The sequence below is a fragment of the Thermosynechococcus sp. PP555 genome, assembly GCF_031583225.1.
Taxonomy (GTDB): Bacteria; Cyanobacteriota; Cyanobacteriia; order Thermosynechococcales; family Thermosynechococcaceae; genus Thermosynechococcus.
The window spans coordinates 2,100,588-2,113,644 of record NZ_CP134168.1 but is presented as its reverse complement, the minus strand read 5'-3'; the positions used below and the strand labels follow the sequence as shown (position 1 = coordinate 2,113,644).

Sequence of the window (13,057 nt, the reverse complement as noted above, 5' to 3'; positions counted from 1 at the left end):
CCGCTAATAGTTTAAGTCCCGCAGGATTATTCTTGGCGCAGTAGGAGTTGTTGAGCTTGGCTGGGCGTCAGCAGTTGGCCATCCACTTCAATTTGTAGCACCTTGTCAGCGGATGGTTGCAGCATCGTACTGGCCTCACGGCGGTCTTTAGAACGCCAGTGATTTTGCCAAAGGCGGTTCATTTCCGAGGATTCAAAGCCGGTGGTCGGGGAAATGGGATTCAAGATCGGGGGCAGGGGAGTCGCCAACGTGGCCAAGGGATAACATATCCCCAGCAACACCACGCTCAGCAGCAGTGGACGAGTCATATACCAATACCTCTTAGGAGCGATCGCAAATAATTTTTACAGTAGGCTTCTTCTAACCGCTTATTTTTTTCACCAAGGTCAGCCCTCATTCTTATTATATCCTCTGGAACTAAAGTCCTTTTTGGGTTTTTTCCCTCGTACTGAAGCGTTGAAGCTACCAAGCTTCTGTATTGTTTCCTAAGTTATGATGGTAAGGCGTACGCACCAGTTTGTTGGCAATTATCAATCCAGAATGACACAGGTATACACCCCTGAAGATGTTTGGCGATTATTGGCAGAGCTACTGGCGGCTCAAAAGGAAACAGAACGCCGATTTCAGGAAACCGAGCGACAATTTCAAGAAACAGATCGGCGGTTCCAAGAGACTGACCGGCGTTTTCAAGAAACCGAACGGTTGCTCCGAGAAGAAGCACGGCAGCTCAACCAACAAATTGGCAAACTGGGCAATCGCCTTGGGGAGTTTGTGGAGTGGCAAGTCCGCCCAGCTGTGTTGCGCTTATTTCAGAGTCGGGGAATTGCTGTTTCTCAACTCTACAGTGATGTGATTCTTCAAGACGGCAACGAGAGTTTAGAAATTGATCTGTTGGTCGTTAACACCGATGAAGCCGTTCTCATCGAAGTGAAAACAAAACTTAGCCAAGGGGATGTTGATGAACATTTAGAGCGGATTGCGAAATTTCGCCGTCTAGCTCACCAGTATCGTGGCACCAAACTCTTGGGTGCCGTGGCAGGGATGATTGTGCCGCCCGAGGTGGCTCGCTACGCTTATCGGCAAGGTTTGTTTGTGTTGGCGCAGTCGGGGGATGGGGTGACGATTCTCAACGACCCGCAGTTTCAGCCCCGTGCGTGGTAGGCCACTATCCCCTACTTGATTCGACGGCGGAAGCAAGGTGGAGAAAGAGGTCCGTCCCACACCTGTGTGACCTAGGCAGCGCGTTTGACCAAGGAGCGAATGACGTTGTCTTTCATCATCAATAGGCGAGAGGCTTGCAACAGTAGCTCACGCGCTTCCTGAAGGCTCATGGCACTCACTTGCTCCTCCATCACCCGCATTTGAAACTCCTGTTCAAAGCTGAGGTCAACATTCAGTTCGGGGAAGCGTTGCTCCATAGAATGTACTCCTTACTCCATGTTATCGGGCATACGTGTTAAAAAATATAACAAACACATTGACAAAGTTGCCACTCAATGAATATCACCCGTGCAAAGGATAAAATGTTCAGTATGAACGATTTCGCTAAATTCTTGATCGGTTTCACAAACGAGACCTGATAGACTGAGCTAAAACTCAAGTTTGATGATGAGGACGGCAAGATGCGGTTGGCAGAGGTGGCCGAACGGTTTGGGGCAACCCTTGATTGTCCAGAGCAGGGCGATCGCCCCGTGTTGGGGGTAGCCCCCTTAGAAACAGCAACAGCCACGGATATCTCTTTTCTGGCCAATCCGAAGTACACCGCTCTATTGCAGACCACGGCAGCGGCTGCTGTGTTTGTCCGTCCCGATTTTCAAGGGGAGGCAGCCTGTCCCCTGCTGCGGGTGCCCCATCCCTACCTTGCCTTTGCCAAATGTATTGAATGGTTTTATCCGCAACCCAAACCCTCCGCCAAAATTCACCCGACGGCAATTCTGGGCGCCGATGTGGTGTTGGGAGCTGAGGTGACCATTGGTGCCTATACCGTGATTGGCGATCGCGTGCGCATTGGCGATCGCACGATAATTGATAGTCATTGCACGCTCTACGATGATGTGGTGGTTGGCGCCGATTGCCGTATCTATAGCCACTGTGCCCTGCGGGAGCGGGTGCAATTGGGCGATCGCGTCATTCTGCAAAATAGTGTTGTCCTCGGCGGTGATGGCTTTGGCTATGTGCCTCTGCCCGATGGTCGCCACTATAAAATTCCGCAAGTGGGCACCGTGGTGATTGGCAATGATGTCGAAATTGGTGCCGGCACAACGATTGATCGCGCCACCCTTGGGGAGACTACTGTGGCGAATGGCACGAAGATTGACAACCTGACGATGGTGGCTCACAACTGTACCATCGGTGAAAACGCGATTCTCTGTGCTCAAGTGGGCTTAGCGGGTTCGACCCACATTGGTAATCATGTCGTTCTGGCGGGACAGGTGGGGGCAGCGGGTCATTTGACCATTGGCGATCGCACCATTGTCTCTGCTAAATCCGGCATCAGTAGCTCTGTCCCCCCAGATAGCCGCATGGGGGGGATTCCGGCCATGGATCAAACCCTCTACCTCAAGGTTTCAGCCGCAGTGAAGCAGCTGCCGGATCTCCTCAAGCGAGTGCGCCAATTGGAAGCAAAGGTAGGGGGATAGCATAGATATTCTAACCACCCTCTATAGTGGAATTAAGGGCTAGGGTTGCCTTTTGGATCGTTCATCATAGGGTGAGGGGCAATGGGTCACACGAATCTGCGACACTAAAGCTTATGACTCCTCCAGCAGCCATTCGATTACTGCCCAGTGATCAGGAATTGTTCCAAGCGCTCCTTGGCTACCATGAACTGACAACCAAGGCAGACAAGCAAGCAGCCTTACTTACCTTGCTCCAGCGCGATCGCGCCCAAGTCATTGTCAAAAGCATTGCCCAAGCTGCCTTTCCCCAAACGGCCTTTAACTTTGCCCTCTGGATGCTCAACCATGACTTGGTGACACTGGATTGGCTCTACGACATCACCTATCGCATTTCCACCCAAGGCTGTCAAGAAACCATTGATTTGGGATTGCTCTACGGCAGTCTCAAGCACTTAAGTGCAGGGGATCAAGCCGTTGTCTTGGGTCAAACTGAGGCTGCCCTCAAGGCGATTCGTCTCGATGAGTTGGATTTAGCAGCCTTGATTACGACACTGGAACCGGCAGTGGCGATCAGTTTCCTCTCTTGGTTTGTCACCTTTAAGAAAATCACGACAGTGGATCTGGAATACATCAGCCAAATTGTCCAGAAGGTGAAACCTAACGCCGAACCGCCCCAAGAGACCACTGAGATTCACTCCCAACCCCTCGTCCCTGAACCCCACATCATTGAACTTACCCTTGAAGACAAATTGCTGGATTTGAATTTGCAATTGGGGGGCACAGAAACAGAGATTCTACCCAAGGTTTTGGATCGCTTTTTATTTCGGCGCACCCGTGAAGATAAGGTGGTCTATCGTCCCAATACACAGGTGGTACGCCTTGCCGGCGTTGGCGAAGAGCGCCGTGACATTCCTGTGCCAGTGCGCAGTGCCAAAACATGGCCACCGGGAGTCTATGTGATCTATCGCGAGCAGGAGTCGCTCCAACTGATGCGCTTGCCGGATAATGAGTTCTACGAAATTTTGCCCCTTGGGCCTGATCCCTATCTGCGCGCTGAAACGATCGCCCGCATGGTCAAGGAAGGGCAGCGCTAGCTATAAACGGGCAGTGTGAAGTGAAAGCAACTGCCTTTTCCCGGTTGGGAGTCCACCCAAATCTGGCCGTAGTGCATACGAATAATTTGGCGGCAAAGGGCAAGGCCAATGCCATAGCCTTCAATGGTGCGATCGCGATCGAGGCGAACCGTCTCGCCAAAAATTTTTTCCTGCTGCTCAATGGGAATACCGGGGCCAGTGTCACAGACGGTAACTTGTACTTTTTGAGTCATGCGGTGAAAGGCGCTCAGGTGGATTTTGCCCCCTGCAGGAGTGTATTTACAGGCATTGTCCAGCAGGTTGACAAGGACCTGACGAATGCGATCGCCATCGCCATAAACCAAGGGTAAATCCAAAGGAATGTCGGTGGTAAAGTGCTGCTTTTTACGTTCAAAATTGAGGCGCACATCCTCAACCGTTTCTTGGCACAGTTGTCGCAGATCCAGTTGCCGTGCCATAATTTGCAGCTTATCTTGGGGTCCGCGCGCCGCTAAGAGTAAATCCATAATCAGTTGTCCCATCATCTGGGTTTGACTGCGGGCATGGTGAAACAGACGTTGGATGTCCTCAATATGGAGTTGCTGAGTGCTCTCTTCCTGAAGGTTGGCTTCGAGGGTTTCAAGGGCAATGCCAACAGCAGTGAGGGGGTTACGCAACTCATGGGCCAGCAAGCCAATAATCCGATCTTTGAATTGCAGTTGTTCCGCAAGGCGATCGCGCTCTTGGCGCAGTTGAAACAGCTCATCCTTCAGGCGGCTGAGTTCCATCGAGCAATCGGACTGCTCCGCTGCCGACTTTTGCATATCTGCCTGTAGGCCGAGAGCCACTTCCCGCTGCCAGCGCGGCCACCAATAGTCTACTTTTTGCAGCAGCTTACGACCAGCGAGGGTTTGACGCGGTTCAGGACGGACTTTAATCAAGGCAGGCGTGGCAACCAGCTTGTACTCCTCTAGGAGATAGGGCTGCTCACCTATGGGCACCACTTTTAATTCAAAGCCAAAGTTCGAGGGTAGTTGCTGAATGTGGGCTTGAATAGCAGCGGTTTCCTCTTCATCGCCCGGACGATTGGCAACAAACAGGAGCAAACTGAGCGGCGGTGTCGTTTCTTGGGTAGAACTGGCATCCGCAGACGCTTTCATTGAATCACCGGCGAGTATTCTCAGGGGCAACGAAGTGCGCTTCCTCTCTAGGAAACACCATAAAGATTAACTAAATGTTAGCGGATTCTCCCCCGCAACCCAACCTAGGATTGTTGGCCATCCCGCCGGCCAAGTTCGTAGATTGCCCCACCGATGGTTGCCATCAGGCCTAAACTCAAGGCCCAACTTTGCCCCAAGCCCAAACTACAGAGGATAAAGCAACCCGTCCCCACCAGAATAAAGGGAACTAGCCCCACCATCCCTGCCCAGAATTCGGCACTTTGGTTTGCTTCACCCCCTAGCCACGTCACTAAACGCTGTATTAAGGCTTGCCCCGTGGGATAAAAGCCCCAGTACAGGGCGATCGCCCACAGACCAGACCCCGCAATGGCAATGGGGGAGAGAGAAACCTGCTGCAAATTGGGAATCATAGGAGTCCTTGAAAAATCTTGGGATCAAACATTTCTCGGAGAGATAGATAGTAGGGGGTAAAAACACTTGTATCATAGCCAGCGGCACGGGTTTGTATTTCCTTACCCAAAAGGTGCACCATTTGAAACACTAGCTCCCATATCACATTCAGCGAAGGATAAAGCATCAAACACAGAGGAAAGAGTTCTCGTTGCAGCGCCTCAAGGCTTTGCTCCAAAAGACATACCCAGAGGTAGATCTGGAACATCTCGACATCGCGAATACTGGAAACACGCACACTGGCTTGGGTCAAAGGGCCACTAAAACAGCGGTGCTGGGGGTTGAGTTCGGCAACACGATCACAAATAGCGGTGGCGATCGCCGTGCTCTGGGGCAACAGATGGCGCACTAAAGCCAAGGCCGGATCATTGTAGTCGTAGTTGGCTGCTGCGTTATAGGCACGGTGCAAGGGCATGTAGAGGTGATCATCAATGACTTTGAAGAAGCTACTGAGGATCGCACGTTGGCTCGTTGGTGCCACTTCTAGCAGTAATACCCCCGTGTGGTGAAACTGCATACTGACAAAGCCAATCACCCGCGGATCGACGGCAGTATAGCGGCGGCGAATCTCACTGATGGCACTAGCCAGCTTGGCGGTCATTTGCTGGGTGCCCTTGCCGGCTTCGTAGAGTTTGAGGGTGCGCTGATAAATGTCATGGATGTCTTTGGAGATGCTCCAAGGATCCACCAGTTCCGCTGGGATGCCATGGCGAATCATCTCTGCGGCCAAGAAGCCTTCGGTGCGCTGCCAAGCCTTGACACTGGCATTCGGCAATTCGGTCAAGAGCCGAGGGGCAACCACCGCTGGATCATCCTCCGCAAGGGCGGTGGTGTTGAGGTTGGTAATATAGCGCTTTGCCCAAGCCTGTGCCAGACTGCTCAAGGAAGTGGTGTCCGGTGGGATCGCGCTCGATCCGTCAGTAGTGGTATTCAAGATGCGCACCTCCGCCATTTAGAACAGGGCTATAAGCAGAATTGGTGTTAAGAATTGTACCTTAGTTTTAAGCTGATCCTGCCACCCTGCGCCACTAGCGATCGTTGACCGCAACTGCCCATACCGTTAATCTGCCCTATAGCAGCAACATCTTTGGAGAAATTGGATGGACTGGCAATCCTTCGCCGTGAGTTTTGCGATTGTGTTCTTGTCAGAACTGGGGGACAAGAGTCAACTGGTGGCGATTACTTTAGGGAGTAATGCCCGCTCCGCTACCGCTGTCTTTCTAGGCGTGGCCTCTGGCTTGGTGTGTACAACGTTTTTCGGTGTGCTTTTGGGCAGTGGGATTGCCACATTGATCCCCGTGAAAGTGGTCAAGGCGATCGCTGCCATGATGTTTGCCTTTCTGGGGTTTTATTTGCTGTCTCAAACAGCGGCTGACAGCCTTGACAAGGAGCGAATTTGATTATAACCAAAGGATTGATTATCATAGTGACTACAGGTTAGCAAATGGATAACCCTAAAACTGCGATTTAACTGCAATAGGCTACTTAGCTAAGCAAAATCTGCTGTTTGAATTTTATTTTTTAGGATAGCGCCGTGTTCACGTCTCCTGCTCCCAGTCCCCTACCCCCCATTCGTTCCCTTGAGGATGCGATCGATCGCTGTCAGCGGCTTGGATTGCGGCTGAGTCGGCAGCGGCGTGCCATTCTTGAACTGCTCTGGGATGCCAAGGATCACCTCTCAGCGCGGCAGATCTACGATCGCCTGAATCAAGCCGGCAAAGACATCGGCCATACCTCTGTATATCAGAATCTCGAAGCCCTTTCCGAGCATGGCATTATTGAGTGCGTTGAGCGTGCCGATGGGCGCCTTTACGGCAATATCAGTGATAGTCACAGCCATGTCAATTGTCTCGATAGCCACAAAATTATTGACGTTCATGTTGAGCTACCCCCCTCTCTCATTGCTGAGATTGAAGCAAAAACTGGCGTGAAAATTGTTGACTATCGCATTGATTTTTACGGTTATCAAAACACTGATCCGAGTGCCCAAGGATAACTGCCGTGGCCAATCCCCAACATCTTCAGCTTCTCAAGCAGGGGGTTACCGCTTGGAATCAATGGCGGGAGCAAAACAGTGATATTCGCCCTGATCTGGGACAGGCAGATTTAACGGGCGCCAATTTGGAGTTGTACAACCTCACCAATGCCAATCTTGATCAGGCCAATTTAGCAGGTGCGGATCTGCGCCATGCCCTCCTCAAGGATGCCTACATGGCGGGAGCAAACCTCTACATGAGTGACCTGATTGAGGCGGATTTGCAGGGGGCCTGTTTACAACGGGCTACCTTAGCGGGTGCTGATCTCTACAAGTCAAATATTGCCATGGCCGATCTGCGCCAAGCCAACTTGGTGGGCACGCTACTGCGGCGAGTGAGCCTAGTGGAAGCGACCCTTGCCTATGCCAACCTCACCCGTGCCAATCTCTTTCAGGCCAACCTGCACTTGGCCGATCTCAAGAGCGCAATTTTGCAAGAAGCGATTCTTGAAAGTGCCAGTCTCATTGAAGCGAACTTTGAATATGCGGTTCTCATTGCGGCCAAGATGTCGAAGGCCAATGCCCGCCGTGCCAACTTTAAGGGGGCAAACCTCTACAAAGCAGAAATGGACGGCATGGATCTGCGGGATGCGATTCTCGATAAAGCTTAGCACCAGCAACTTGTGAAAAGGCAAGGTTCAGGCTACGTTAGAGGTGAATCATCCTCGCCGATTGCAACTCGAAGGGAATGCCTGTGACTAAAAGCATCCGTAATACAGCACGTATGGTTCTTGGTGTGATTTTTGGAATTATTGGGGTTATCGGCTTTATTTTACCCCTCCTGCCAGGAACGCCATTTTTGCTGATAGCGGCAGCTTGTTTTAATTCCATGGAACCCGAGGAGACCGCCAGTGCCCAAGGGAATGAATCGCCGCCTGTGGCATGAAATACTTTTTCCTCACTGAGGGGTGGCAGATTGGCCGCGTGTGGGAACCCCAAGGCCTCTGGAATGAGCAAGCGTGGCGGCGATCGCCCGTGATCACCCGTACCTGCCTCTACATTCTAGAGGGGGAGGAAAAGCTCTGGCTGTACCAAGTGGAGGAGATGGTTCTCATGGTAGAAGTGAAGCCCAGCCATCCTGACCCGGCCTCAACCATTGGCCAAGTGGTGCTCAAGCGCCTGATGAGTGCGGAGGATGTGCTGACCTACCTGTGTACTACCCCTGCCATTGCCAAAATTCAAGTGGAGCGAACCTCCCCTTCGGGCGATCGCCCCTAGCGATTCTTAAGCCTTTGGCACAATTCGTTAACTCTTCTGGCGCAATTCCCTATCTACGGTGGCTTAGCAGAGAGAACTTGATCAATGCTAGCCTTGGTGTTCCCTGTTTGAGGTAAACTAGTTCGATGTTGTTGCCAACCGATGGAAACGCATTCGGCAACTCAACCCTAGACTTTCGTGATTGATCAATTTTAAGGTGTCCTTTGGTTGCAAACTCCGCTGCCTGCCTTGATGGCAAATCCTTAGCCCAGTCCATTGAACGCCAGTTGGCTGATCATGTGCGGACGTTTCAAGCCCAGTGGGGGCGATCGCCTGGGTTGGCCGTGTTGCGGGTTGGTGATGATCCCGCCAGTGCCGTGTATGTCCGTGCCAAAGAACAAGCCTGTGGCCGCGTCGGGATTCAATCCTTTGGTGCCCATTTACCGGCCACCATTACAGAAGCGGATTTATTGGCCAGAATTACTGAGCTAAATCAGGACGAACGGGTGGATGGCATTCTGCTGCAATTACCCCTACCACCCCACCTTGATCCCCGTCCCCTGCTATACGCGATTCATCCGGATAAAGATGTGGATGGCCTGCATCCCGAAAATCTCGGTCGGCTCGTGCGCGATGAACCGGGACTGCGCAGTTGTACGCCTGCTGGAGTGATGCAGCTTTTGGTCGCCTATGGCATTGATGTTGCAGGTCGCTCGGCAGTGGTCGTGGGTCGCAGTATTTTGGTCGGCAAGCCCTTGGCCTTGATGTTACTCACTGCCAATGCAACGGTGACGATCGCCCACTCGCGCACCCGTGATCTTGCCAGTGTCACCCGTAGTGCTGAGATTTTAGTCACAGCGATGGGACAGCCGCGGCGGATTACTGCCGACATGATTCGGCCGGGGGCAGTGGTCATTGATGTCGGGATTAATCGCATTCAACGCCCCGACGGCAAATCGAGTCTCTGGGGCGATGTGGACTATGAGGCTGCCTGTGCTGTGGCCAGTTATATTACCCCTGTTCCGGGGGGCGTCGGTCCGATGACCGTTGCCATGTTGTTGCACAATACTGTATGGAGCTATTGTCGCCGTCACAACTGGCACAAGCCCCTGCTCTCGTTGACCTCTATGCCGCCCGCACCCTGAGGAGTTGTTCATGATTTCCGCTGATCCCCCCCAAGTCCATCCCGCCGGCACATTTGATCTCAAGGCCTACCTCAAAGAACGCCAAGCCCTTGTGGAAGCGGCCCTCGAAGCATCGATCCCCGTTGCCTACCCAGAGAAAATTTACGATGCGATGCGCTATTCACTGATGGCAGGGGGCAAACGGCTGCGCCCAATTCTCTGCTTGGCCACCTGTGAACTGATGGGGGGCACCGTGGAAATGGCCATGCCCACCGCCTGTGCCCTAGAGATGATCCACACGATGTCGCTGATCCACGATGATCTGCCGGCTATGGACAATGATGACTACCGTCGCGGCAAGCCCACAAATCACAAAGTCTATGGCGAAGATATTGCCATTCTGGCGGGGGATGGCTTACTGGCCTATGCCTTTGAATATGTGGTGGAACAAACGAAAAACGTGCCCGCAGAATATCTGCTGAAAATTGTGGCGCGGTTGGGGCATGCGGTGGCAGCAACGGGATTGGTGGGCGGTCAAGTGGTGGACTTGGAGTGTGAAGGGCAGCCGAACATTGGTCTAGAAACGCTGCACTTTATCCACTCCCACAAAACGGGGGCATTACTGGAGGCCTCTGTGGTTTCTGGGGCATTACTGACGGGGGCGAATGAATCTGATGTGGCTCGCCTGTCGCGCTATGCGGCAAATATTGGCTTGGCGTTCCAGATTGTGGATGACATTTTGGATATTACTTCGACCCGCGATGTCCTCGGTAAAACCGTTGGTAAAGATGTGGCCGCCCAAAAAATGACGTACCCGCGCCTGTGGGGTCTGGAAAAATCTCGCCAAGAGGCTGAACGCTTGGTGGCAGAGGCGAAGGCAGAGTTGGCTGTGTATGGGGCAGCCGCCGTTCCTTTGCAGGCGATCGCCGACTACATTACCAGCCGCAGTCATTAACGATCCCGAAGTGGGTTAGGATGGGCGCAGAGTTTGTCCTTGTCCGTAACCATGATGGACGGTCTTCGTGAGCTACTGGCTAACCATGTCCTCTGGGTCGCTTTCGCCGCCAGCGCGATCGCCCAAATGCTCAAGTTACTGATTGACATTGCCAAACACCGCAAGCTCAATTTCCGCGTTCTGGTGGAAACGGGGGGCATGCCCAGTTCCCATTCCGCCCTTGTTACTGCTTTGGCGACTGGGGTGGGGCTGCAGCGGGGCTGGGATAGCATTGAGTTTGCGATCGCCGTTGTCTTTGCCTGCATTGTCATGTACGATGCGGCCGGGGTGCGCCAAGCCGCTGGTAAACAAGCCCGCATTCTCAATCAAATTGTTGATGAATTTTTCCAAGATGGGCACGAATTGGCAGAAGCCCGCCTCAAGGAGTTATTGGGGCACACCCCCATTCAAGTCATCGTTGGTTCCGCCCTTGGGGTGGCGATCGCTTGGCTAGCGGTCTAAGGGTTTGCCCAGCGGTTATCGCCCTGTCTCGCGACCATAGCGATCCTCAAAGCGGACAATATCATCTTCGCCAAGATAGGCTCCCGACTGCACTTCAATCATTTCAAGGGGAATTTTCCCCGGATTGGCCAAGCGGTGCACAGCGCCCACAGGGATATAGGTGGACTCATTCTCCGTCAGCAGAAACGTTTTGCCATTGCAGGTAACTTCCGCTGTACCACTGACAACAATCCAATGTTCTGCGCGGTGATGGTGCTGTTGCAGCGAAAGACTCGCCCCCGGCTTGACCGTAATCCGCTTCACTTGAAAGCGATGACCAGCATCAATCGCAGTGTAGTGCCCCCAAGGACGATAGACGACGGGATGGTTGTCCGCCTCCGGGCGCCCTTGCGCTTGCAGTTGCTCCACCACTTGTTTGACTTGTTGTGCTGCCTTCTGATGGGCAATGAGAACGGCATCGGCTGTTTCCACAACGATCAGATCGTCCACCCCCAGTAGGGTCACCAAGCGATGCTGACTGTGAACAAAGCACTCTTTGCTGCTATAGAGAAGGACATTGCCACGGCAACTGTTGCCAAATTCATCCTTGGGTGTCACCTCCCAGAGACTCGACCAAGACCCCACATCACTCCAGCCGCACTCTAGGGGCACCACCGCTGCTTTTTGCGTCTTTTCCATCACCCCATAGTCCACCGATAAACTGGGACACTGACTCAAGGGTGCTTTGGCCAAGCGGATAAAGTCCAAATCCTCCTGTCCCTCCCGCAGTGCCAAGCGGCAATGGTGCAAAATGTCTGGCTGCTGCTGTGCCAATTCTGCTAAGAAGCTCTGGGCGCGGAAGAGAAACATACCGCTATTCCAAAGGTAATGGCCATCCGCTAGATAAGCCTCTGCCGTTGCCAAATCGGGTTTTTCGACAAACTCTGCCACCCGATAGGTGTGGGCCTCACTGAGAGCTTCCCCCCGCCGAATGTAGCCGTAGCCTGTATGGGGAGAGGTGGGGGTAATGCCAAAGGTCACTAACCAGTCCTTGGTGGCGGGTGCCAGTGCCCGTTGTAGCCCCTGCTGAAAGGCGGCAACATCCTGAATTAAATGATCCGCTGGTAGCACCAAAAGAATGGCATCGGTGGCGAGGACTTCTGTGACGTAGAGCGCAGCAAGGGTAATCGCAGGAGCCGTATTGCGCCCCAAGGGTTCAAGCAAAATCCGCGTTGGTGTCACCCCTAGCTCTTGAAATTGTTCTGCCACAAGAAAGCGATGGGCGTCATTGGCCACGATCACCGGGGGATGAAGATGGGGCAACCCCTGTAACCGTTGCCACGTTTGTTGTAGCAGACTCTGCCCTTCGGCTGTTAAACGCATAAACTGTTTGGGGTGGGCTTGGCGCGATAAGGGCCAAAGGCGACTGCCTGATCCCCCGGATAGAATCACTGGAATACAGTCCATGCAAGGCTTTCCTTAGGTAGTGTGGTGCTTAAGCGTAGTCTATCGCCAAAGAACTTCGTCTTGGTTCAGACCCCTGTTCTTTTTGTTGCTCATTTTCTAGGGGCTACTGTTTTGGCAGTGCCCGATGAATGGCAGTGAAGGACTGAGGTGGCGTTTCCCCTTGGTTAAGGTTTGGCAATTGGATTCATCAACAGACTTAAAGCCCTTGGCGATTCTCCTTAGGATAGAATGTGGGCTGAGCAGCGTTAGGGTTTCCTATGGCGATTAAAAAGGGAGATTTGGTAAAGGTCGTTGCTGAAAAATTGGCCAACAGTGTTGAGGCCCTAGCCAGTGATCATCGCTATCCCCCCTATCTCTTTGAGGGACGGGGCGAGGTGGTGGAGATTCGCGGTGACTATGCGCAGATTAAATTTCCAGTGCCCACCCCTACAGTTTGGCTGCGCCTCGATCAACTGGAGGTTGCCAAATAACCGCCAT

The 13,057-nt window shown here is 52.9% G+C and carries 18 protein-coding genes; 12 read left to right on the top strand and 6 right to left on the bottom strand.

The genetic code is table 11. The features are described from left to right. Positions 1–26: 26 nt before the first annotated feature. Positions 27–308 carry a hypothetical protein gene (locus RHH27_RS10430; RefSeq protein ID WP_302677660.1) on the bottom strand — a complete coding sequence of 94 codons (282 nt, stop codon included), beginning with the start codon at positions 306–308 and terminating at the stop codon, positions 27–29. Between the two features lie 232 nt (positions 309–540). Between RHH27_RS10430 and RHH27_RS10425 the strand changes: the two genes are divergently transcribed. Further along, a complete protein-coding gene (locus RHH27_RS10425) occupies positions 541–1,161 on the top strand; it encodes a hypothetical protein (RefSeq protein ID WP_302678224.1) in 621 nt (206 codons plus the stop codon). A gap of 71 nt (positions 1,162–1,232) precedes the next feature. Here RHH27_RS10425 and RHH27_RS10420 read toward each other — a convergent pair whose 3' ends face one another. After that, positions 1,233–1,418 (bottom strand): NblA/ycf18 family protein, encoded by a 186-nt coding sequence (locus tag RHH27_RS10420; RefSeq protein WP_024125509.1) that lies wholly within the window; start codon positions 1,416–1,418, stop codon positions 1,233–1,235. Between the two features lie 204 nt (positions 1,419–1,622). On the opposite strand from RHH27_RS10420, the gene lpxD reads away from it, so the two are divergent. Continuing rightward, complete coding sequence (gene lpxD / locus RHH27_RS10415; protein ID WP_302678223.1) at positions 1,623–2,639, top strand: UDP-3-O-(3-hydroxymyristoyl)glucosamine N-acyltransferase; 1,017 nt, start codon at positions 1,623–1,625, stop codon at positions 2,637–2,639. 113 nt (positions 2,640–2,752) lie between these two features. Then, a complete protein-coding gene (locus RHH27_RS10410) occupies positions 2,753–3,712 on the top strand; it encodes a hypothetical protein (protein WP_302678222.1) in 960 nt (319 codons plus the stop codon). On the opposite strand, the gene RHH27_RS10405 is transcribed toward RHH27_RS10410, so the two are convergent. The 3 genes from RHH27_RS10405 to RHH27_RS10395 form a co-directional block, all read right to left on the bottom strand. Next, positions 3,709–4,869 carry a histidine kinase gene (locus tag RHH27_RS10405; RefSeq protein WP_399373385.1) on the bottom strand — a complete coding sequence of 387 codons (1,161 nt, stop codon included), beginning with the start codon at positions 4,867–4,869 and terminating at the stop codon, positions 3,709–3,711. The two genes, RHH27_RS10410 and RHH27_RS10405, sit on opposite strands and share 4 nt — an antisense overlap. 86 nt (positions 4,870–4,955) lie before the next feature. Further along, positions 4,956–5,282: a hypothetical protein gene (locus RHH27_RS10400; RefSeq protein ID WP_149819160.1), complete on the bottom strand. Its 327-nt coding sequence runs from the start codon at positions 5,280–5,282 to the stop codon at positions 4,956–4,958. Further along, entirely contained in the window at positions 5,279–6,265 is a 987-nt protein-coding gene (locus RHH27_RS10395) for a hypothetical protein (protein WP_310742775.1), read from the bottom strand. Before RHH27_RS10395 ends, RHH27_RS10400 begins: the two co-directional genes overlap by 4 nt. A 178-nt stretch (positions 6,266–6,443) precedes the next feature. Here RHH27_RS10395 and RHH27_RS10390 point away from each other — a divergent pair, with 178 nt between their 5' ends. The 8 genes from RHH27_RS10390 to RHH27_RS10355 all read left to right on the top strand — a co-directional run bounded on the left by RHH27_RS10390 (position 6,444) and on the right by RHH27_RS10355 (position 11,134). After that, positions 6,444–6,722: a TMEM165/GDT1 family protein gene (locus RHH27_RS10390; RefSeq protein WP_302677666.1), complete on the top strand. Its 279-nt coding sequence runs from the start codon at positions 6,444–6,446 to the stop codon at positions 6,720–6,722. Between the two features lie 134 nt (positions 6,723–6,856). Further along, entirely contained in the window at positions 6,857–7,318 is a 462-nt protein-coding gene (locus tag RHH27_RS10385) for a Fur family transcriptional regulator (RefSeq protein ID WP_302678219.1), read from the top strand. Positions 7,319–7,323: 5 nt separating this feature from the next. After that, positions 7,324–7,968 carry a pentapeptide repeat-containing protein gene (locus RHH27_RS10380; RefSeq protein ID WP_302678218.1) on the top strand — a complete coding sequence of 215 codons (645 nt, stop codon included), beginning with the start codon at positions 7,324–7,326 and terminating at the stop codon, positions 7,966–7,968. A gap of 77 nt (positions 7,969–8,045) precedes the next feature. Then, entirely contained in the window at positions 8,046–8,243 is a 198-nt protein-coding gene (locus RHH27_RS10375; protein WP_302678217.1) for a DUF454 family protein, read from the top strand. Next, positions 8,240–8,575 (top strand): hypothetical protein, encoded by a 336-nt coding sequence (locus RHH27_RS10370; RefSeq protein ID WP_149819148.1) that lies wholly within the window; start codon positions 8,240–8,242, stop codon positions 8,573–8,575. The genes RHH27_RS10375 and RHH27_RS10370 overlap by 4 nt, the downstream gene beginning before the upstream one ends. 203 nt (positions 8,576–8,778) lie before the next feature. Further along, the gene (gene folD, locus RHH27_RS10365; protein WP_302678216.1) at positions 8,779–9,699 is read left to right on the top strand and encodes a bifunctional methylenetetrahydrofolate dehydrogenase/methenyltetrahydrofolate cyclohydrolase FolD; all 921 of its coding nucleotides are present in this window, start codon (positions 8,779–8,781) and stop codon (positions 9,697–9,699) included. 10 nt (positions 9,700–9,709) lie between these two features. Next, positions 9,710–10,633, top strand: coding sequence for a geranylgeranyl diphosphate synthase CrtE (gene crtE, locus RHH27_RS10360; RefSeq protein ID WP_149819144.1), 924 nt, complete (start codon positions 9,710–9,712; stop codon positions 10,631–10,633). A gap of 51 nt (positions 10,634–10,684) precedes the next feature. Further along, entirely contained in the window at positions 10,685–11,134 is a 450-nt protein-coding gene (locus RHH27_RS10355; RefSeq protein ID WP_149819142.1) for a divergent PAP2 family protein, read from the top strand. Between the two features lie 15 nt (positions 11,135–11,149). Here RHH27_RS10355 and RHH27_RS10350 read toward each other — a convergent pair whose 3' ends face one another. Beyond that, positions 11,150–12,580, bottom strand: coding sequence for a mannose-1-phosphate guanylyltransferase/mannose-6-phosphate isomerase (locus tag RHH27_RS10350; RefSeq protein WP_302678215.1), 1,431 nt, complete (start codon positions 12,578–12,580; stop codon positions 11,150–11,152). 257 nt (positions 12,581–12,837) lie between these two features. Here RHH27_RS10350 and ndhO point away from each other — a divergent pair, with 257 nt between their 5' ends. Further along, entirely contained in the window at positions 12,838–13,050 is a 213-nt protein-coding gene (gene ndhO / locus RHH27_RS10345) for a photosynthetic/respiratory NAD(P)H-quinone oxidoreductase subunit O (protein WP_181494778.1), read from the top strand. Positions 13,051–13,057 lie beyond the last annotated feature (7 nt).